Source organism: Kitasatospora sp. NPDC094016, from assembly GCF_040304045.1.
GTDB lineage: Bacteria > Actinomycetota > Actinomycetes > Streptomycetales > Streptomycetaceae > Kitasatospora.
The window spans coordinates 5,611-25,065 of record NZ_JBEOUK010000061.1 but is presented as its reverse complement, the minus strand read 5'-3'; the positions used below and the strand labels follow the sequence as shown (position 1 = coordinate 25,065).

Genomic DNA, 19,455 nt, shown 5'->3' with positions numbered 1-19,455 from the left:
GCGGCGGTCAGCCGCTCAGCACCTCAGCACCTCAGCACCTCAGCGCCGCCCGGAGCGGCGGTCACCCGAGGCGTCGCCGCCGGTCAGGCCGGCCCGGCGCAGCGCGTCCGCCATCGCGCTGTTCGCCAGCGGCGCGCCGCCACCCGAACCGCCGGAGCCGCCGCCCTGGCCGCGCCGGTCCTGGCCGCCGCCCCGGCGCTCCTGGCGCGGCGGGCGGGCCTGCCGGTCGCCGCGCTCGCCGCCCCGGCCACGGTCGCCGCCGCGCTCGCCCCGGTCGCCGCGGTCGCCACCCCGGTCGCGACCGACCTCGTCGTCCAGCCGCAGGGTCAGCCCGATGCGCTTGCGCGGCACGTCCACCGAGACGACCCGGACCTTCACGATGTCGCCCGGCTTGACCACCTCGCGCGGATCCTTGACGAAGGTCCTCGACAGCGCCGAGACGTGCACCAGCCCGTCCTGGTGGACGCCCACGTCGACGAAGGCACCGAACGCGGCCACATTGGTGACCACGCCCTCCAGCACCATCCCGGCCTCCAGGTCGCCGATCTTGTCGACGCCCTCCTTGAAGGTCGCGGTGCGGAACGCCGGGCGCGGGTCGCGGCCCGGCTTGTCCAGCTCGCCGAGGATGTCGGTGACGGTCGGGATGCCGAAGACCTCGTCGGCGAAGTCGCCCGGGCGCAGGGCCCGCAGCCGTTCGCCGTTGCCGATCAGCCCGCTCAGCTCCCCGCCGGTGGACGCCAGGATCCGGCGCACCACCGGGTACGCCTCGGGGTGCACGCTGGAGGCGTCCAGCGGGTCGTCGCCGTCGGGGATGCGCAGGAAGCCCGCGCACTGCTCGAAGGCCTTCGGGCCCAGCCGGGAGACGTCCTTGAGCTGCCGGCGGGTGCGGAACGGACCGTTGGCGTCACGGTGGGCCACGATGTTGTCGGCGAGCGTGCCGGTGATGCCGGAGACCCTGGTCAGCAGCGGCGCCGAGGCGGTGTTGACGTCCACGCCCACGGCGTTGACGCAGTCCTCGACCACCGCGTCCAGCGAACGGGAGAGCTTCACCTCGCTCAGGTCGTGCTGGTACTGGCCGACCCCGATCGACTTCGGGTCGATCTTGACCAGTTCGGCCAGCGGGTCCTGGAGACGGCGGGCGATCGACACCGCGCCGCGGATCGACACGTCCAGCTCCGGCAGCTCCTGCGAGGCGAAGGCGGAGGCCGAGTAGACCGAGGCGCCCGCCTCGCTGACCATCGCCTTGGTGAGCTTCAGCTCGGCGTGGCGCGTGAGCAGGTCCTCGGCGAGCTTGTCCGTCTCCCGGGAGGCGGTGCCGTTGCCGATCGCCACCAGGTCGACGTCGTGCTTCTTCGCCAGCGCGGCCAGGGTGGCGAGCGCGGCGTCCCACTTGTTGGCGGGCTGGTGCGGGTAGATCGTGTCGTACGCGACGACCTTGCCGGTGGCGTCCACCACCGCGACCTTCACCCCCGTCCGGAAGCCCGGGTCCAGGCCCATGGTGGCGCGGGTGCCGGCCGGCGCGGCCAGCAGCAGATCGCGCAGGTTGGCGGCGAACACCCGCACCGCCTCCTCCTCCGCCTCGGCCCGCAGCCGCGACCGCAGGTCGATGCCGAGCCGGACCAGGACGCGGGTGCGCCAGGCCCAACGGACGGTGTCGCCCAGCCACTTGTCGGCCGGGCGGCCGTGGTCGGCGATGCCGAAGCGGGCGGCGATCCGCCGCTCGTAGTCGTTCTCGCCGGGCAGATCGCCCTCCTCGCCGTCGTACGGCGAGAGGTCGAGGTCCAGCACCTCCTCCTTCTCGCCGCGCAGCATCGCCAGGATGCGGTGCGAGGGGAGCCTGGTGTACGGCTCTGCGAAGTCGAAGTAGTCGGCGAACTTGGCGCCGTCCTGCTCCTTGCCGTCACGCACGGTGGCCACCAGCCGGCCCCGGGTCCACATCCGCTCGCGCAGCGAACCCACCAGGTCGGCGTCCTCGCCGAAGCGCTCCACCAGGATCGCCCGGGCGCCCTCCAGCGCGGCGGCCGGCTCGGCGACGGACTCGTTCAGGAACCGGGCGGCCAGCGCCGCCGGATCCTGCGAGGGATCGGCGAGCAGCGTCTCGGCGAGCGGCTCCAGGCCCGCCTCGCGGGCGATCTGCGCCTTGGTGCGCCGCTTCGGCTTGAACGGCAGGTAGATGTCCTCCAGCCGGGCCTTGGAATCGGCGGCCAGCACCTGCGCGCGCAGCGCGTCGTCCAGCTTGCCCTGGGCCTCGATCGACTCCAGGACGGCCGACCTCCGCTCCTCCAGCTCCCGCAGGTAGCGCAGCCGCTCCTCCAGGGTGCGCAGCTGGGCGTCGTCCAGGGAGCCGGTGACCTCCTTGCGGTAGCGGGCCACGAAGGGCACGGTCGCGCCGCCGTCGAGCAGCTCGACCGCGGACTTCACCTGCCCGTCGCGAACGCCCAGTTCCTCGGCGATCTTGCGCTCGATCGCCTGCTGGGCCTGCCGGGCCACCTGTTCGACTGGCGTGGTCACGAAGCCGGTCACCTTCTCCTTCAGTGCTTTCGCCGTACGCCCTGCATTCTGGCAGGTACCGGGGACAGCTCCCGGCCGTACCCGGGGCGGCCGGGCGTGGCGCCCGCCGCCCGCGGCCCCAACCGGACTCAAGCAGTGCCCCGTTGCGCCTTCCTACGCTGACGCGCATGGACACCTCCCCCGCACTGGACGCCTCCCGCCCCCCGGACGCCGCCGCCCGGCTGGACGAACTCGCCGCCGCCAAGTACCTGCTGTTCACCACCCACCGCAAGAACGGCACCCCCGTACCCACCCCCGTCTGGGTGGCCCGCGACGGCGACGCGCTGGTCTTCACCACCGTCACCCGCACCGGCAAGGTCAAGCGGCTGCGCAACCGCTCCGACGTGCTGGTCGGGCCGAGCGACATCCGCGGCAACCTGCTCGGCGAGCAGGTCCCGGCCACCGCCGTCCTCGACCTCGGGCGCGCGCCCGCCTACCGGAAGCTGCTGCGGCGCAAGTACGGCCTGCTGTGCGCGATCGCGCTGACCGCGAACGTGCTGCGCTTCGGCAAGGGCGGGACGATCGGCGTGCGGGTCACGCTGAGCTGAGGCCGGCCGTACGCATTCCGGGAATCCGCTGAAGGGCACCGATCCGCGCTGTACGCTGCCGGGCATGTGCGCTGCCACCCGGATGCACCCCGACGGACTGGTCATCGACGCGGCCCTGGTGAGGCGGTTGATCTCCGCCCAGTTCCCGGACTGGGCCGGCCTGCCGGTCACGCCGGTCGCCTCCACCGGGACGGACAACGCGATGTTCCGCCTCGGGCCCGAACTCGCCGTCCGGCTCCCCCGGGTGGAATGGGCGGCCGGGGACGTCCGCCGCGAGAAGCAGTGGCTGCCCGCGCTGTCCCCCCGGCTGCCGCGGCCGATACCCGCCCCGCTCGCGGTCGGCCGGCCCGCCGCCGGCTACCCCTGGGAGTGGTCGGTGCTCCGCTGGTTCGAGGGCGCCAACCCGGTCGTCGGCGCCCTCGCCGCCCCCGCCGCGCTCGCCCGTGACCTCGCCGCCTTCGTCAACGCCCTGCGCGCCGTCAACCCGGCCGGCGGCCCGGCCGGCCACCGCAGCGTCCCGCTCGCCTCCCGCGACGGCGCCACCCGCGCGGCCATCGCCCAACTCGCCGGAGCGGTCGACACCCACGCCGCAACCGCCCTGTGGGACAAGGCGCTTCGCCTCTCCGAGTACGCCGGCCCGCCCTCCTGGATGCACGGCGACCTCACCCCCGGGAACCTCCTGCTCGACCGGTCCGGCCGGCTCGGCGCCGTCCTCGACTTCGGCCTGATGGGCGTCGGCGACCCCACCTCCGACCTGATCGTCGCCTGGAACCTGCTGCCCGCCTCGGCCCGCCCGGCCTTCCGCGCCGCCCTCGGCGCCGATGACGCCATGTGGGCCCGCGGCCGCGCCTGGGCCTTCTCCATCGCGCTGGTGACGATCCCCTACTACCGTCACACCAATCCGGGCCTCACCGCCAACGCCCGTCACGTCGTCCGCGAGGTGCTCGCCGACCGCAGCACCTGACCGGACACCGCCGCCGACCGGACACCGCCGCCTGACCAGCGGGGCGGCACTCCCGCCGCCGCCGTCGGGGGCGTGGCACCCCGGGACGGGGCCGCCGTAGATCAGCCGGAAGCCCTCGACGTTGGCCGGCGCCCAGCCGCGGAAGGCGTGCGCCCAGGCCTGGATCCCGGCCGCCGGATCCTCCACCGGGGCGGCGCGCCAGGCGGCCTCGTCGACGAGGTCGAGCTCCCCCGGTTCGTCCAGCGCCGCTTCACCATCGGCTACTGAGCGACGGGCGGGGCCAACCGGGCCCACGAGCGGCCCTCGGCGGGGTCACACCCCCAGGCGGCGCAGAGCCGCCGCACCAGCCGAAGACCCGGGCAGTCCGGCCCCGCGCGGCCGGACTGCCCGATCGCGGTGACCTCGATCCAGAGGCCGGCGGGGGCGGAGTACTCGAAGAGCACGTCGATGAGGTGGTGTGCGGGGGGAGTCCGGACCGCACTGGCGACCAGCTCGGTGACGATCAACTCGCCGTCGCCCGCGTAGTGTTCACCGTCCCTGAGGTCGGAGAGGAACCCCCGGAGCACCACCCGGGCGGCGGTCGGCGAGGAAGGGTGTCGCGGGAGCGTGCACAGCTGATCGGCGAGGGCTCTGTCAAGGGCTTCGGGCATAGCGGTGCCACCTTTGGATGCATTGAGGATTTCGCGCGCGGGCAGGCCGCTTCGTGCACTCACTAGTGCGATTGCGCGATCAGTTCCATGATTAAGCATCGGCGATCACCGTGCTGGTGACGAGTGATCAGCCGGTTCCAGGGAACGTCCTGACACAGGGGGGCCTGCGCCGTGACCCGCAAGAAGTTCACGAACCCAAACCTGCGATCGAGTGCGGGCGCCGTGTTCGGCGCGGTGCTGAAGCAACTGAGAGAGTCGAAGGGGATGTCACAGGGTCAGCTGGCGATCCTCATCCCGTGCAGCCGCCCGCACATCTCCCGCATCGAGGCCGGCACCCGCAACCCGCAGGAGGACTTCGTCCTCGCAGCGGACCGACTGCTGGAGACGGGCGGCCAGTTGATCGATCTCTGGAAGGAGATCGACTGGTACGCACGGGTGGAACACCCCGACTGGTTCCGACGCTACGCGGGCTACGAGAACAAGGCCTCGAAGATCGGCGAGTTCCAGGTCCTCCGCATCTCAGGTCTGCTGCAAACAGAGAGGTACGCCCGCGCGCTGTTCAGCGGAGGCACCGCAGCAGGCAACTCCGAGCTGATCGAGGAACTGGTCGCGTCACGACTCGCACGCCAGCGTCGTCTCTTCGAAGAGGACGGCCCGCTCCTCATGGTCGTCCACTGTGAAGCCGCGATCCGCACGATGGTCGGCGGCCCTGAGGTGATGTACGAGCAGCTCGGACACCTGCTGGAGATGAGCCAGCGCCCGAACATCGTCCACCAGATCGCGCCCTTCAGCCTTGGCGAGCGGTTCCCGTTCGGCACTTTCGTCGCCCTGGTGACCTCACCCGAGGGCAGGACTCGGCTCTACTCCGAAAGCCTGGATCAGGGTCACTTCATCGATGACCCGAGGGAAGTCCAGCGCAGGCAGCGGACCTATGATCTGCTGCAAGCGGAGGCGTTGTCTCCCCGCGACAGCGCAGATCTGACCCGCAGCGTGAGAGGAGGACTTCTCAGCATGATGCCCAGCAAGGCGACCGTCCCCTGGCACAAGTCCAGCTACAGCGACAACAACGGCGGCAACTGCGTCGAGGTGGCGACCACCCACCCCGGGCGGCTCGTCCGTGACTCGAAGGACCCCGAGGGCCCCGTCCTCGACTTCAGCCCCGTCGCCTGGCAGTCCTTCATCGACGCCGTCCGCACCGGCCGACTGCACTGACGGGGGCCGCCGCCGTCGGGGGCCGTTGCTATGGTTCTCCCCGCCACTACGGGTAGGGGGACGCCTTGGCACGCAGAAGCAGTGTGATCGACGTCAGAGTCAGCCGGCGGGTGCTGTGGGTGGGCGGCGACGCCTATCCGCTCCACAACATCGCCCGGGCCCGGCGGTTCCAGCTGCTGCCGCCCAAACGCGCGCGGGTGATCATCCGGTTCTCCCGGCAGGTGATCGGCCTGCTGGTGGCCGACGCCGTCCTCGGTTCGCTGCTCGGGCGCGGCGCGAACCAGGAGACGATCAAGGACGTGATCGGCCTCGTGGCGCTCGCGTTCTTCGCGGTCAGCCTCTACCAGCTGGTCAAGCGGCTGCAGATGCGTACGGTCTACCAGCTGGTCATCGAGACCTCCAGCTCCTCGAACACCGCGGTGGTCAGCCACGACGCCCAGCAGGTCGGCAACCTGATCCAGCTGATCATGGAAGCGATCGACAACCCGCTGGCCGAGTTCGCCCTCCAGGTGGAGAACATCCACATCGGCGACCAGATCAACCAGTACGGCGACCACAACACCGGAAAGAAGGTCAGCCTGTGAGCGGCGGCATCCACTTCGGGGACTCGGTCACCCAGCGCGGCGACCACAACATCGGCATCATCAAGCACCAGGGCCCGGCCGACCCGCAGGCCGCGATGCGCGAACTCATCGCCGCTGTACGCCAGTTGCGCGAGCAGGTGCCGGCCGAGGACCGCGAGGTGCTGGACGAGTCGCTGGCGGACCTCGGCGGCGGGCAGGCCACCCCGCCCGCCACGCTGCGCCGCGCCCTGCGCAACATCTCCGGCGTCGCCGCCCTCGCCGCCGCCGGCGCCCCCGTGGTGGAGTCGATCCGCCGCATCCTGGACTCGCTGAGCTCCTGAGCTCCCGAGCAGCAGACGGCGGGCAGCAGGCGACACCCCACCCGGGAGTAAATGTCATACCGGGTCAGGAATCTGTCCGGGTCAAGACCTGCTGCTAGCCTGACGCCATGAGCGGACTGCGGGAACGGAAGAAGGAACGGACGCGGCGGGCGATCTCCGAGGCCGCGATCGCACTCTTCCTGGAGCACGGCTTCGACCCCGTCTCGGTGGCGGACGTCGCGGCCGCCGCCGAGGTGTCGAAGCCGACGCTGTTCAGCTACTTCTCCACCAAGGAGGACCTGGTCGTCCACCGCTTCGCCGACCACCAGGACCAGGCCGCCGGCGTGGTCCGCGGCCGGGCGGCCGGCGAGACGGTGCTGGCCGCCCTGCACCGGGACTTCCTGGACGGGCTCGCCCGGCGCGATCCCATCACCGGACTCAACGACGACCCCCGGGTCCTGGCGTTCAGCGATCTGGTGTACTCCACGCCGAGCCTGAAGGCCCGGGGCGCCGAGTACCTCGCCCGCGCCGAGCAGTCCCTCGCCCGGGCGCTGCACGAGGCCCCCGACCTGGCCCCGCCCCGGCTCCTCACCGCCCCCCTCCTCGCCGCCCAGGTCACCGCCACCCAGCGGGTCCTCGCCGAACACAACTGGCACCGGATCCGGGACGACGGCCGGACCGCCGACGAACTCCGCTTCGAGGCCGCCACCAACGCCGACCGCGCCTTCGAACTCCTCACCGCCGGCTACGAAGGCGCCGCCGGACACCCGGGCCCCACCGGCCCCACGGACACCGCTGGTTAGAGTGCCGCGCATGACAACGCGTCAGTTCACCTTCGACCGGCTGCACAACTTCCGCGACCTGGGCGGCCACCCCGCCGCCGACGGCCGGTCCGTCCGCCGGGGCCTGCTCTACCGCTCCGACTCGCTCGGCAAGCTCACCTCGCCCGCCGACCTCGACCGGCTCCAGGCCCTCGGCGTGCGCACCGTGATCGACCTCCGCTACCCCTGGGAGATCGCCGCCAAGGGCCGGGTGCCCGACTACGAAGGGCTGGTCTACCACAACCTCTCGATCGAGCACCGCACCTACGACCAGGCCGAGATCGACCCGGACGTCGACCCCTGGCGGTACCTCGCCGACCGCTTCGCCGAGGTCACCGAGGACGGGGTGGAGGAGATCCGCGAGGCCCTGGAAGTGATCGCCGCCGCCGAGGAGCCCGTGGTCTTCCACTGCGCCTCCGGCAAGGACCGCACCGGGCTCATCGCCGCCCTCGTCCTCACCCTGCTCGGCGTCTGCGAGGACGACATCGCCGCCGACTTCGCCCTCACCGAGCTAGCCACGCCGCACCTCATCGCCGAATGGCACGCCGCCCACCCCGGCCGCACCCTCCGCTGGCCCGGCTACGGACGCGCCCCCGAGGCGGTCATCCGCCTCGCCCTCGCCGACCTCGCCGCCCGCCACGGCTCGGTCGAGGACTACGCCACCGGCGCCCTCGGCTTCTCCCCCGCCCGGATAGCCGCCCTCCGCTCCCGCCTGCTCACCGCCTGACCCCACCCGACGGACGGTCGACGGCACAGCTGTCAGCACCAGGCACCGGAAACACCGGGCCCGCCCGGCAGACACCTGCCGGCGCGGGCCCGGTCGTTGCGGCGGGCGGCCGCTAGCGGCGGCGCGGGCCGCCCGGACGGCCGCCGTTGCGCGGCTTGCGGGGGCCGCGCGCGCCGGTGGCGGCGGCCGCCGGGGCGGAGGCCGTGGCGGGCCAGTGGGCGGGCCGGGTGAGGCTGGCCGGCAGGCGGGTGGTGGCGTCGCCGCGGGCCGCGTTCAGCTGGGCCTGGGTGAGGAAGAGCGCCTCGGTGAGGTCGGCGCCGGAGAGGTCGGCGTCGCGCAGGTCCGCGCCGACGAGGTCGGCGAGGCGCAGGTCGGCGCCGGAGAGGTCGGCGGCGACGAGCAGGGCGCCGCGCAGGTTGGCCCCGCGCAGGTCGGCGCCGCGCAGACGGGCACCGAAGAGGTCGGCGCCGCGGTGTTCGCGGCGGCGGGGGACGGCGGCGCGGACGAGCTCGCTGGCGCGCAGCAGCAGGTCGCTGACGCGCTGCCGGTGGGCGGGGACGTCGACGGCGAGGATCTCCTCGGGGGTGCCGCCGGCGAGCCGGTCGGTCTCCTCCAGGGCCTGCCGCAGGTCGGCGTGGACCGGGCGGGCGGGGGCGTAGCCGAGCGCCTCGGTGAGGTACCAGAGCAGTTCGTGGAGCTGGCGCACCACCGGGAAGACGTCGTACATGGGCTTGGCGTCGGCCGGCGCCTCGCGCCAGCTGCGGCCGCCGAAGGTGACCTGGGAGACGCGCTGCCCGGCACCGAAGCAGTCGTAGACGGTGCAGCCCTGGAAGCCCCGGTCGCGGAGGCGTTCGTGGATGCCGCAGGTGAAGTCGGTCTGCAGGTTGCGGCACGCGCTGCCGGCGGCCTTGTCGACGGCGAAGTCCGTACCGGCGCCGAAGGGCAGGGCGACGCAGCAGAGGCCGAAGCAGCTGGTGCAGTCGGAGCGCAGCTCGGTCGGCTGAGCCGCCGTGGGGTGCTGCGGCGGCTCGGTCTCGCGCACGTCGCGTGGTCCTTCCAGCGTGGGCACCGGCCGTCCGGTGCGTCGGACCGCCAAGCCTACTGGGCACTGGCCACACCCACCCCACCCTCTGTAAGGTATCAATAGGCAGTTCACCTATTACGAGGTGCGCGCCCACGGCATACGGGGGTAGGAGTGCAGGACCCGAGCATCAACGAACTCGTCCGGATGTGGATCGCCGGCTGGAGCGTCTCGCGCGGCGCGGCCGAAGCGGTGGACGAGCCCTGGGGCTGGACGATCGACGTCGGCGTGGTCGGCCACGTCGCCCGGCACGTGCTGCCCGAGCCGGCCGAGCCCGACGTCCGCAAGATCGCCGAGGCGACCACCGCACCGGGCACCTGGCTGAAGCTGTTCACCGAGGACGCCGTCGCCCGGCCCTGGCTGGGCCCGCAGTGGCGGCTCGACCAGCCGGGGTATCTGATGACCGTCCCGCTGGGCGCCGAGCGGCCCGAGGTACCGGCCGGCTACACGGTGACCACCTGGACCCGGGGCGGGATCATCCGGACCCTGGTCCGCACCGGGGCCGGACACCTCGCCGCACGCGGCCAGGCGGGCCTGGCCGGCCCCGTGGCCGTCCCGGACCAGATCCTGACCGCGCCCGAGCACCGGCGCCGGGGCCTGGGCGCCCTGGTGATGCGGACCCTCCAGAACGCCGGGCACGAGGCGGGCGCCGACACCGCCGTCCTGGTCGGCACCCCGGACGGCCGGGCGCTCTACGCCTCGCTCGGCTGGACCACCCGCTCCCCGATGGCGAGCCTGGTCTACGAGCCCGCGGCCGAGTCTGCGGCCGAACCCGGAGCCGAGCCCGGAGCCGAGTCCGCGGCCGAACCCGGAGCCGAGTAGGGCAGCAGCTCGGCCCGCTTCGGCGGCCGGCCGTCACCGGAGGAGCGCCCGGTGAGCCGGCGGCCGATCCACGGCCCCAGGTGGCCGCCCAGCCAGCGGGCGTCGGCACGCAGCCGCTCGGCCCGGCCGGGCGGGGCGGCGGGCGGCAGCGGGGCGCGCCAGTCGAAGGCCGCGGGGCGGCCGAGCGCCTCCAACACCCCTTCCGCGACCCGGCGGTGGCCCTCGGGCGACAGGTGCAGGCGGTCCTCGCCCCAGAGCCGGCGGTCGTCGAAGCAGGGGGCGGCGAACAGGTCGACGACGGCGACGCCCTCGTCCTGGCCGAGCTCGTGCACGAAGGCCTTCATCCGCAGGATGGCCGGGAGCAGCCGGGCGCCGCCCGCCATCCTGCGGGTCGGGTCGGTGCTGGTGAACAGCACCACGGTGGCGCCGGTGGCGCGCAGCTCCTCGGCGCAGCGGCCGAGCAGCCGCTCGACCCGGGCGATGTCGCAGCCGGGGCGCAGCGCGTCGTTGAGGCCGCCGACGAGGGTCACCAGGTCGGCGCCCATCGCGGTGGCGGCGGGGAGCTGCTCGTCGTGGATCTGGCCGATGAGCTTGCCGCGGACGGCGAGGTTCGCGTAGCGGAACCCGCCGTCACCGCCGGCCTCGGCGGCGAGCGCGTCGGCGACCCGGTCGGCCCAGCCCCGGTAGTGGCCGTCGGGCAGCAGGTCGTCGCACATGCCCTCGGTGAAGGAGTCCCCGACGGCGACGTAACTGCGGTAGGTGGTGGGCACGGGCGGTCTCCGCTCTCCTCCGATGGCTCCGTGGCCCGACGATGCTACGCGCGGCCGGTCCGGGCACCGGCATCGGACCCCGGCACCGGCACCTGACCCGCGACGGGCGCCCCGTCGTCCGCCGCGACGGGGGTGAACCAGTGCTCGCGGACGGCGTCGGTGGGCCGCTGCTCGCCGAGGGCGGGCAGGCCCCACTCCCCCAGCGCCTCGATCACCGGGCGCAGTTCGCGGCCGCGTTCGGTGAGCTCGTAGACCGTGGCGTTGGCGGGCCGTTCGAGCCGGCGGCGCAGGGCCAGGCCGTCGCCCTCCAGCTGCTTGAGCCGGGCGGCGAGGATGTCGGTGGAGACGCCGGGCAGGTCGGCGTGCAGGTCGGTGTAGCGGCGCGGGCCGCCGAGGAGTTCACGGACGATCAGGAGGCTCCAGCGCTCCCCCACCGCGTCCAGGGCGCGGGCGACGGCGCAGTACTGGTCGTAGCTTCGGCGTGACATGTGGATCAGCATAGCCAAAAGGTTGGACTTTCCAAGTGCCAACTTGGTAGAACAAAGCATCAGCAACGATGCGGTGGTGACGGTCGGGAGGCCGCAGTGGAGTTTCGGCAGTCCAGCAAGCTGAACAACGTGTGCTACGAGATCCGCGGCCCGGTGGTCGACCAGGCCAACGCCCTGGAGGAGGCCGGGCACAGCGTGCTGCGGCTGAACACCGGCAACCCGGCCCCGTTCGGCTTCGAGGCGCCCGAGGAGATCATCCAGGACATCATCCGCAACCTGCCCAAGGCGCACGGCTACAGCGACTCGCGCGGCATCCTGCCCGCCCGCCGCGCGGTGGTGCAGTACTACCAGCAGCGCGGCGTGACCGGAGTCGGCGTCAACGACGTCTACCTCGGCAACGGCGCCTCCGAGCTGATCCAGATGGCCGTCACCGCGCTCGTCGACGACGGCGACGAGGTGCTCGTCCCGATGCCGGACTACCCGCTGTGGACGGCCGTGGTCCGGCTGGCCGGCGGCAAGGCCGTGCACTACCTGTGCGACGAGCAGGCCGACTGGTACCCGGACCTCGACGACATCGCCGCCAAGATCACCGCCCGCACCAAGGCCATCGTCGTCATCAACCCCAACAACCCCACCGGCGCGGTCTACCCGAAGGAACTGCTGGAGGGCATCCTCGACCTCGCCCGCCGCCACCAGCTGATGGTCCTGGCCGACGAGATCTACGACAAGATCCTCTACGACGACACCGAGCACCACTGCCTCGCAGCCCTCGCCGACGACGTCCTCACCCTCACCTTCAACGGCCTCTCCAAGGCCTACCGGGTGGCCGGCTTCCGCAGCGGCTGGCTGGTCGTCTCCGGGCCCAAGCAGCACGCCGCCGACTACCTGGAGGGCCTGACCATGCTCTCCGGCATGCGGCTGTGCCCCAACGTACCCGCCCAGTTCGCCGTCCAGGCCGCGCTCGGCGGCCACCAGTCCATCAACGACCTGGTGCTGCCCGGCGGCCGGCTCACCGAACAGCGCGACGTCGCCTTCAGGGCCCTCAACGAGATCCCCGGCGTCAGCTGCGTCAAGCCCAAGGGCGCCCTGTACGCCTTCGCCCGACTCGACCCGGCGGTGCACCGGATCGTCGACGACGAGCAGTTCGTGCTGGACCTGCTGCTCCGCGAGAAGATCCACGTCGTCCAGGGCACCGGCTTCAACTGGCCCCGCCCGGACCACTTCCGCTTCGTCACCCTGCCCCGCGCCGACGACCTGGAGACGGCCATCAACCGCATCGGCCGCTTCCTCGCGACGTACCGCCAGTCCTGACGCCCAGGTCCTGTCCGGCAGGATCGGCCGGACAGGACCTAGGGTTGCCGGTCATGACCGTCCTGCGTTCCGTCGCCCTGTTCGTCGTCGCCGCCCTCGCCGAGATCGGCGGCTGCTGGCTGATCTGGCAGAGCGTGCGCGAGCAGCGGCCGTGGTGGCTGGCCGGGCTGGGCGTGGTGGTGCTCGGCGGGTACGGCTTCGTCGCGGCGCTCCAGCCGGACAGCCACTTCGGCCGGGTGCTGGCCGCGTACGGCGGGGTGTTCGTCGCCGGGTCGCTGCTCTGGGGCGTGGTCGTGGACGGCTTCCGGCCGACCCGCTACGACGTGGTGGGCGCGCTGGTCTGCCTGGCCGGGGTCGCGGTGATCATGTACGGGCCCCGGCGCTGAGCGCACCGGGCCCTCCACGCACGGGGCCCCGGCGTCGAGGTGCGGACTCCTCGACGCCGGGGCCCGGCGAGCCGTTCGGGGACTACCAGCCCCAGCCGCCGCCCTGACCGTCGTCGTCGTGGTCCGAGTCCCAGCCCTCGCCGACCTTGCGCAGGATCGTGTAGTTGTCGATCTGCGTGCCGTCCTCGGCCAGCGCGGTCACCTTCATGGACGACTTCTGGCCCAGGTGGGCCGGGGTGACGTCGACCTTGATGAAGGAGTAGCCGGTGTAGCGCACCCGCGACCACTGGATGGTCTCGGGGACCTTCACCTTGCCCTTCCCCCAGTAGTAGGTCTTCACCTCGTCCTGGTGGTTCTCGTGCCCCTCGTAGGTGTCCGGCACGTCGAACTTGTACAGGCTGCGGCCGGCCGCACCCGCGGTCACGTAGACGACGCCGTCCTTCGCCGGCTCGATGGTGGCGCCGCTCGGCACCTGCTTCGAGACCTTGTTGCCGAGGATCGCGTCGGTGCGCTCGTAGATGTGGTTGTGGCCGTTGATGACCAGGTCCACCCGGAACTTCTCGAACAGCGGCACCCAGGCCTCGCGGACGCCGCCCTCGGAGGCGTGCGCGACGGTGGTGGAGAAGGCGCAGTGGTGGAAGAAGACCACGACGAAGTCGATCGTCTCGTCGTTGCGCAGGTCCTTGAGGGTGCGCTCCAGCCACTTGGTCTGCTTGTTCGCCGAGATGCCCAGGTTGGCCGGGATCTCGTAGGAGACGTCGTTGGCGTCGAGCGAGATGACGCCGACGTTCTTGTAGCGGAAGGTGTAGACGCCGGGGACCTTGCGCGGGTCCGGGCCGTTGTCCGGGAGGAAGAAGCGGGTGTTCTCGCCGCCGTACCCGTTGGGCGAGTACCAGGCCTCGATGTCGTGGTTGCCGTAGGCGACCATCCACGGCACGGTCGCCGCGACCGTCTCGGTCTGGACCAGGAAGTCGTCCCAGGTCCTGGCGTTGTACACGGACTTGTCGGGGTCCGTGCCGGAGCCCGCCGGGTCGGCGTAGCAGATGTCGCCGGCGTGCAGGTGGAAGGACGGCTTCTGGGCCAGGATGACGTGGTCGTTGCCGGCCGCGTGCGAGCTGACGCCCTGGTCGCCGAAGGCGGTGAAGGTGAACGGCTCGTAGACCTTGCCCCAGCGGTGGTCGCGGGAGGGCGCGGTGCGGAAGGTGTGCAGGGTGGAGATCTGCTGCTGCGAGGCCGGGTCGAAGCCCTCGTGGCCGACACCGTAGTAGTAGGTGGTGTCGGGGTGCAGGTCCTCCAGCGCCACGTGCAGGTAGTACTGGTCCACCGGCTGGCTGTTCGGGCTCAGCGCCGGGGTGTGCAGGGTGCGGACCTCGGCCTGGAGCTTGTGGCTGAGCTCCCACGGGGTCTTGCCGTAGCGCAGGAACGGCTTCTTGACCGGCGCCGGGACCTGCCAGGAGATGCGGAACTGGGTGTCGGGCTCGGGGCCGAACTGGAGGTGGCGCCCGATCGGCGCGACCAGCGAACCGTCGACGCCCGCCGTCGTGGCACCGGTCAGCAGCTGCGGGCTCGCCGGCGCGGCGAAGGCCGTTCCACTGCCCAGCGCGCCGCCGACGGCGACGGCACCGACGGTCACGGCGCCGGCGCGCAGCATCCGGCGGCGGGAGAAGCGGGCCCGCAGGTACTCGTGCTGCTCGGCCGTGCTCATGCGGTCGGCAAGCTTGGCCGGTACGCCCATGTGAGGGATATCCATGCGCGGGACTCTTCCAGCGACGCGTTGACCGCACACGGACGCGGGGTGAACGGGCCGCAGCGCGCCGCCCATTCGAACACCAATGTTCGACCATGATCAGGTAAAGAAACGCGCCCGCTCCGGACCGACCCCGGATCATGGCCCCCGCCGGCGGCGTGGCCTGAGCCACCGTCGGCGCCGCCGCGGACGGGGCGCGCTCAGCCGGAGGGCTCGTCCCAGGTGGAGGGGGACCGGTTGCCGGTGCCGTCGCAGGTGCGGCAGATCTCGTCCCGGTAGGCGTGCTTGGCGCCGGTCGCGTCCACCCGGTAGCGGACGTACACCCCGGTGCCGTCGCAGAGGAAGCAGTTGCCGCCCCCGCCGCCCACCTCGGTGGTCCCGGTGCCCTGACAGGTCCGGCAGCTGAGACCGGCGGTCCGGCCGGTGCCCGCGCAGATGCGGCAGACCGTCGTCATCGTCGTCCTCCCTGGGCGGAACCGCTGGCAGCCACCGGTCATGGTAGTGGGACCGCCGAGGGCGGCGTCCAGCGGATCCTGCTCGGCCGCCGGATCGGCCAACCCCGCTGCGTCCCAACCGTGATGAGGACGGATCGGCTCCACCGTCCGCTACTCCGCCAGGCCCTCGCGGACCCGGCGGGACACCGAGATCAGCTGGAGGTCGAGCAGCCCGGGCGGGTCGGCCAGCCCGGGCCCGCCCGCGTGCACCCAGGCGGCTATCTCGTCGATCATGTCGTCCGCCAGCACGAAGCCCAGCCAGACCGGACGCCCGCCCGCCGCCCGGCCCTCCCCGGAGGGGCCGACCACCACCACGTTGGACTGGGTGCACACGTCCAGGCACTTGACCGCGCGGACCCGGCCCGCCGTACCCACCGCCGCCCGCAGCCGCTCGTACTGCCCGGCGTGGTCGACCCCCGGGTGCTTGGCCTCGGTGCCGCAGCAGCAGCCCCGGCAGACGGTGACGGTCACCGGGGAGGCGGCCGCCTGCTTGCGGTCCCGGTCTCGGCGGCTCATCGGCTCTGGAACTCCTCCTGGTCACGGGGCACGCTGCACGCGCAGCCTACCTGGCATGCCAAGAGGCACCGCCGGGTGCCGGGGTTCGACGGCGGTCCGTAGGATGCCCCCATGGGACACGCGACCACCGAGAAAGCCGTACCGCGGATGCGTCTGGACGCCTCCAACGCGGCCAAGGTCGCGACCACCCTCCAGGCGCTGGCCACCCCCTCCCGGCTGCTGATCCTCGCCGAACTGCGCGAGGGCCCGCGCGCGGCCACCGAACTCGCCGAAGCCGTGGGCATGGAGCAGTCCGCCTGCTCCCACCAGCTGCGGCTGCTGCGCAACCTCGGCCTGGTCGTCGGCGAGCGCCGGGGCCGCTCGGTGGTCTACTCCCTGCACGACGACCACGTCGCCGCCCTCCTCGACCAGGCCGTGTACCACGTCGAGCACCTGAGGCTGGGCCTCACCGACGAGCGCTGAGGCCCTCACCCGCCCGCGCCCCCGTTCCCGTCCGCTACGCCGTGGCCTGCGCCGCCGCGCGGCCGGCGGTGCGGCCGGAGAAGAGGCAGCCGCCGAGGAAGGTGCCCTCCAGGGATCGGTAGCCGTGGACGCCTCCGCCGCCGAAACCGGCGGCCTCGCCGGCGGCGTAGACGCCCGGGAGGGGTTCGCCGTCGGGGCGCAGGACGCGCGAGGAGAGGTCGGTCTCCAGGCCGCCGAGGGACTTGCGGGTGAGGATGTTGAGCCGGACGGCGATCAGCGGGGCGGCGCCGGGGTCGAGGATGCGGTGCGGCGGGGCCACCCGGATCAGCTTGTCGCCGAGGTAGCGGCGGGCGCCGTGGACGGCGGTGACCTGGAGGTCCTTGGCGAAGGGGTTGGCGAACTGCCGGTCGCGTGCCTCGACGGTGCGGCGCAGTTCGGCGGGGTCGATCAGCGCCTCGCGGGTCCTGGCGTTCATGCCGCGGGCGAGGTCGGCGAGGTTGCTCGCGACGACGAAGTCGGGCCCGTGCCGCAGGTGGCTGCGGACCGGACCGGGGGCGCCGGGCAGGGCGCGGCCGAGGACGCCGCGCACGGACTTCCCGGTCAGGTCCGGGTTCTGCTCGGAGCCGGAGAGGGTGAACTCCTTCTCGATGATGCGCTGGTTGAGCACGAACCAGGTGTGCCCGTACCCGGTGGACATGATGTGGTCGAGCGTGCCGAGGGTGTCGAAGCCGGGGAAGAGCGGGACGGGCAGCCGGTTGCCGCGCGCGTCCAGCCAGAGCGAGGACGGGCCGGGCAGGATGCGGATGCCGTGCCGGGCCCAGATCGGGTCCCAGTTCTCGATGCCCTCGGTGTAGTGCCACATCCGGTCGCCGTTGATGAGGCTGGCACCGGCGTCGCCGGCGATGCCGAGCATCAGTCCGTCGACGTGGGAGGGGACGCCGGAGAGCAGTTTGGCGGGCGGGGTGCCGAGCCGGGCGGGCCAGGCCTTGCGGACGAGGTCGTGGTTGCCGCCGATGCCGCCGGAGGTCACGATCACGGCCTGGGCGCGCAGTTCGAACCGTCCGGCGGCCTCGCGCGAGCTGGCCTCGCCGCGGGCCGCCGAACTGGGCACCAGCACCTCGCCGGTGACGGTGTCGGTGACGCCCGCGGTGGCGGCCAGGCCGGTGACCCGGTGCCGGAAGCGCAGGTCGACCAGCCCGCGGGCGGCGGCGGAGCGGACCCGGCGGACGAAGGGCTCCAGCAGTCCGGGCCCGGTGCCCCAGGTGATGTGGAAGCGGGGCACCGAGTTGCCCGGGCCGTCGGCGAGGAGGCCGCCGCGCTCGGCCCAGCCGACGACGGGGAAGAACCGGACGCCCAGGCCGTGCAGCCAGGAGCGCTTCTCGCCGGCCGCGAAGTCGACGTAGGCCTCGGCCCAGCGGCGCGGCCAGGCGTCCTCGGGCCGGTCGAAGCCGGCGGTGCCGAACCAGTCCTGGCGGGCCAGGGCGTGCGAGTCGCGGATCCGCATCCGGCGCTGCTCGGGCGAGTCGACCAGGAAGAGGCCGCCGAAGGACCAGTGCGCCTGGCCGCCGAGCGAGGCCGCGGGCTCCTGGTCGAGCAGGATCACCTTCCGTCCGGCGTCGGCGAGTTCGGCGGTGGCGGCGAGTCCGGCGAGTCCTGCTCCGATGACGATGACGTCGGCGTCCAGGGCCATGCGCAGTCCTCCGTCGCGGCGGGCGGGACGGCGCGCGCGGGGTGGGCGCCGTCGCTGTGCGCCCGATACTGCGTCCTGCGGTGACGTCCGGTCAACCGGCCGGTAACAACCGACTGCGGCAATTCCGCTCCACACCGTTTCGGAAATGTCTTCGACACGCGGTGGAGCGAAATGCGAAATGCGATCTGACGGAATTTCGGAAATTTCCGCGCACGGCATGGACGTCCACGAAACCAACAAGTAACTTACCTGCGAGTAGCCGCGGCCCGGCACGACCCCCACCCGTCGTTTCTCTCCCCCCAGGAGGAACCGTGCTCCCCCCTGCCCGGAAACCCCGACACCTGCGCAGCTCCACCGCACTCGCCACCGTCGCACTGGGCGCCGCCCTCGCGCTCACCTCCACCAGCGCCCAGGCCGCCACCCCGGCGCCCAGGCACCTCGTGGCGCTCGGCGACTCCTACGCCGCCGGCGCGGGCGTGCCCGGCCAGTCGGCCGGCCTCTGCCTGCGCTCCGACCGCAACTACGGCCACCTGGTCGCCGCCGCCCTCAAGGCCGGCGCGTACACCGACGTCACCTGCGCCGCCGCCAAGGTCAAGGCCATGACGCAGCCGCAGTACGACGCCTTCATCCGGGTCAACGACCCGCAGCTGGACGCGGTGACCCCCGACACCGACCTGGTCACCCTCGGCATCGGCGGCAACGACCTCGCGGCCAGCGACCTCGGCCTCGGCGAACTCGTCGCCACCTGCATCGCCGGCGCGGTCGTCAACCCGCTCGGCACGCCCTGCAAGGACGTCTACCACCACGGCTACTGGGACTGGAGCAGCTGGTCCTGGCAGTACGGCAACGACGACCTCGCCGAGCGGATCACCGGCAGCATCGCGCCGCAGGTCGCCGACACGCTGCGGCGCATCCACGCCAAGGCGCCGCGGGCCCGGGTGCTGCTGGTCGGCTACCCGTCCGTGCTGCCCGCCGACGGCCGCTCGTGCATCCTGCGCCAGCCCGTCACCCCGGGCGACGTCGAGTACATGCACGGCGTGCTCGACAAGCTGAACGCCGCGCTCAGGAGCACCGCGGCGGCCGGCGGCGCGACGTACGTCGACACCGCCACGCCCACCGCCGGGCACGACGTGTGCTCGGACGACCGCTGGATCGAGGGCGCGCTGCCCGGCTCGCCCGCCGTGCCGTTCCACCCGAACGCCACCGGCGAGAAGGTGATGGCGGACGCGGTGCTCGCCGCGCTGCGGTAGGCCCCGGAAACCCCGAGGGGGCGGGGGGGCGGGGGGCGGGCGGGGCCCCCCCCGCGGTGTGCGGATCAGACCGGTTGTGCCGC

General features: G+C 72.8%; 20 protein-coding genes and 1 pseudogene. 12 read left to right on the top strand and 9 right to left on the bottom strand.

All coding sequences use genetic code 11. The annotated features are described in order from the left end of the window. Positions 1-39: 39 nt before the first annotated feature. Positions 40-2,511 (bottom strand): Tex family protein, encoded by a 2,472-nt coding sequence (locus ABT015_RS34825; protein ID WP_350886427.1) that lies wholly within the window; start codon positions 2,509-2,511, stop codon positions 40-42. A gap of 167 nt (positions 2,512-2,678) precedes the next feature. Here ABT015_RS34825 and ABT015_RS34820 point away from each other — a divergent pair, with 167 nt between their 5' ends. Both ABT015_RS34820 and ABT015_RS34815 read left to right on the top strand, forming a co-directional pair. Next, positions 2,679-3,098, top strand: coding sequence for a PPOX class F420-dependent oxidoreductase (locus ABT015_RS34820; protein ID WP_350886425.1), 420 nt, complete (start codon positions 2,679-2,681; stop codon positions 3,096-3,098). Between the two features lie 64 nt (positions 3,099-3,162). After that, positions 3,163-4,062, top strand: coding sequence for an aminoglycoside phosphotransferase family protein (locus ABT015_RS34815; protein ID WP_350886423.1), 900 nt, complete (start codon positions 3,163-3,165; stop codon positions 4,060-4,062). Between the two features lie 260 nt (positions 4,063-4,322). Here ABT015_RS34815 and ABT015_RS34810 read toward each other — a convergent pair whose 3' ends face one another. Then, positions 4,323-4,712, bottom strand: coding sequence for a hypothetical protein (locus tag ABT015_RS34810; protein ID WP_350886421.1), 390 nt, complete (start codon positions 4,710-4,712; stop codon positions 4,323-4,325). Positions 4,713-4,883: 171 nt separating this feature from the next. Here ABT015_RS34810 and ABT015_RS34805 point away from each other — a divergent pair, with 171 nt between their 5' ends. The 5 genes from ABT015_RS34805 to ABT015_RS34785 all read left to right on the top strand — a co-directional run bounded on the left by ABT015_RS34805 (position 4,884) and on the right by ABT015_RS34785 (position 8,355). Next, complete coding sequence (locus tag ABT015_RS34805) at positions 4,884-5,924, top strand: Scr1 family TA system antitoxin-like transcriptional regulator (protein ID WP_350886419.1); 1,041 nt, start codon at positions 4,884-4,886, stop codon at positions 5,922-5,924. Positions 5,925-6,007: 83 nt separating this feature from the next. Beyond that, positions 6,008-6,508 carry a DUF6232 family protein gene (locus ABT015_RS34800; RefSeq protein WP_350886417.1) on the top strand — a complete coding sequence of 167 codons (501 nt, stop codon included), beginning with the start codon at positions 6,008-6,010 and terminating at the stop codon, positions 6,506-6,508. Beyond that, positions 6,505-6,828 (top strand): hypothetical protein, encoded by a 324-nt coding sequence (locus ABT015_RS34795; RefSeq protein ID WP_350886415.1) that lies wholly within the window; start codon positions 6,505-6,507, stop codon positions 6,826-6,828. The genes ABT015_RS34800 and ABT015_RS34795 overlap by 4 nt, the downstream gene beginning before the upstream one ends. Positions 6,829-6,935: 107 nt before the next feature. Then, positions 6,936-7,610, top strand: a complete 675-nt coding sequence (locus ABT015_RS34790) for a TetR/AcrR family transcriptional regulator (protein WP_350886413.1) — start codon at positions 6,936-6,938, stop codon at positions 7,608-7,610. Positions 7,611-7,620: 10 nt separating this feature from the next. Continuing rightward, positions 7,621-8,355 (top strand): tyrosine-protein phosphatase, encoded by a 735-nt coding sequence (locus ABT015_RS34785; protein ID WP_350886411.1) that lies wholly within the window; start codon positions 7,621-7,623, stop codon positions 8,353-8,355. A 112-nt stretch (positions 8,356-8,467) separates the two neighbouring features. Here the strand turns inward: ABT015_RS34785 and ABT015_RS34780 are convergent, their stop codons facing one another. Continuing rightward, a complete protein-coding gene (locus tag ABT015_RS34780; protein ID WP_350886409.1) occupies positions 8,468-9,397 on the bottom strand; it encodes a pentapeptide repeat-containing protein in 930 nt (309 codons plus the stop codon). A gap of 153 nt (positions 9,398-9,550) precedes the next feature. Between ABT015_RS34780 and ABT015_RS34775 the strand changes: the two genes are divergently transcribed. Continuing rightward, positions 9,551-10,258, top strand: a complete 708-nt coding sequence (locus tag ABT015_RS34775; RefSeq protein WP_350886407.1) for a GNAT family N-acetyltransferase — start codon at positions 9,551-9,553, stop codon at positions 10,256-10,258. On the opposite strand, the gene ABT015_RS34770 is transcribed toward ABT015_RS34775, so the two are convergent. Next, complete coding sequence (locus ABT015_RS34770; RefSeq protein ID WP_350886405.1) at positions 10,177-11,028, bottom strand: SGNH/GDSL hydrolase family protein; 852 nt, start codon at positions 11,026-11,028, stop codon at positions 10,177-10,179. The two genes, ABT015_RS34775 and ABT015_RS34770, sit on opposite strands and share 82 nt — an antisense overlap. A gap of 134 nt (positions 11,029-11,162) precedes the next feature. Then, a pseudogene (locus ABT015_RS34765) lies at positions 11,163-11,516 on the bottom strand (winged helix-turn-helix transcriptional regulator); the annotation flags it as partial. 96 nt (positions 11,517-11,612) lie between these two features. Here ABT015_RS34765 and ABT015_RS34760 point away from each other — a divergent pair. Then, entirely contained in the window at positions 11,613-12,827 is a 1,215-nt protein-coding gene (locus tag ABT015_RS34760) for a pyridoxal phosphate-dependent aminotransferase (RefSeq protein ID WP_350886403.1), read from the top strand. A 53-nt stretch (positions 12,828-12,880) separates the two neighbouring features. Then, the gene (locus ABT015_RS34755; protein WP_063347058.1) at positions 12,881-13,213 is read left to right on the top strand and encodes a YnfA family protein; all 333 of its coding nucleotides are present in this window, start codon (positions 12,881-12,883) and stop codon (positions 13,211-13,213) included. 82 nt (positions 13,214-13,295) lie between these two features. Here ABT015_RS34755 and ABT015_RS34750 read toward each other — a convergent pair whose 3' ends face one another. The 3 genes from ABT015_RS34750 to ABT015_RS34740 form a co-directional block, all read right to left on the bottom strand. Further along, a complete protein-coding gene (locus ABT015_RS34750) occupies positions 13,296-14,963 on the bottom strand; it encodes a purple acid phosphatase family protein (RefSeq protein ID WP_350886400.1) in 1,668 nt (555 codons plus the stop codon). 197 nt (positions 14,964-15,160) lie between these two features. Continuing rightward, positions 15,161-15,415, bottom strand: coding sequence for a hypothetical protein (locus ABT015_RS34745; protein ID WP_063347060.1), 255 nt, complete (start codon positions 15,413-15,415; stop codon positions 15,161-15,163). A gap of 150 nt (positions 15,416-15,565) precedes the next feature. Next, a complete protein-coding gene (locus ABT015_RS34740) occupies positions 15,566-15,970 on the bottom strand; it encodes a (2Fe-2S) ferredoxin domain-containing protein (protein WP_350886398.1) in 405 nt (134 codons plus the stop codon). A gap of 111 nt (positions 15,971-16,081) precedes the next feature. On the opposite strand from ABT015_RS34740, the gene ABT015_RS34735 reads away from it, so the two are divergent. Then, positions 16,082-16,432, top strand: a complete 351-nt coding sequence (locus tag ABT015_RS34735; RefSeq protein WP_350886396.1) for an ArsR/SmtB family transcription factor — start codon at positions 16,082-16,084, stop codon at positions 16,430-16,432. A gap of 34 nt (positions 16,433-16,466) precedes the next feature. Here the strand turns inward: ABT015_RS34735 and ABT015_RS34730 are convergent, their stop codons facing one another. Continuing rightward, a complete protein-coding gene (locus ABT015_RS34730; protein ID WP_350886394.1) occupies positions 16,467-18,122 on the bottom strand; it encodes an FAD-binding dehydrogenase in 1,656 nt (551 codons plus the stop codon). Positions 18,123-18,433: 311 nt separating this feature from the next. Between ABT015_RS34730 and ABT015_RS34725 the strand changes: the two genes are divergently transcribed. Further along, a complete protein-coding gene (locus ABT015_RS34725) occupies positions 18,434-19,372 on the top strand; it encodes an SGNH/GDSL hydrolase family protein (RefSeq protein ID WP_350886392.1) in 939 nt (312 codons plus the stop codon). Positions 19,373-19,455 lie beyond the last annotated feature (83 nt).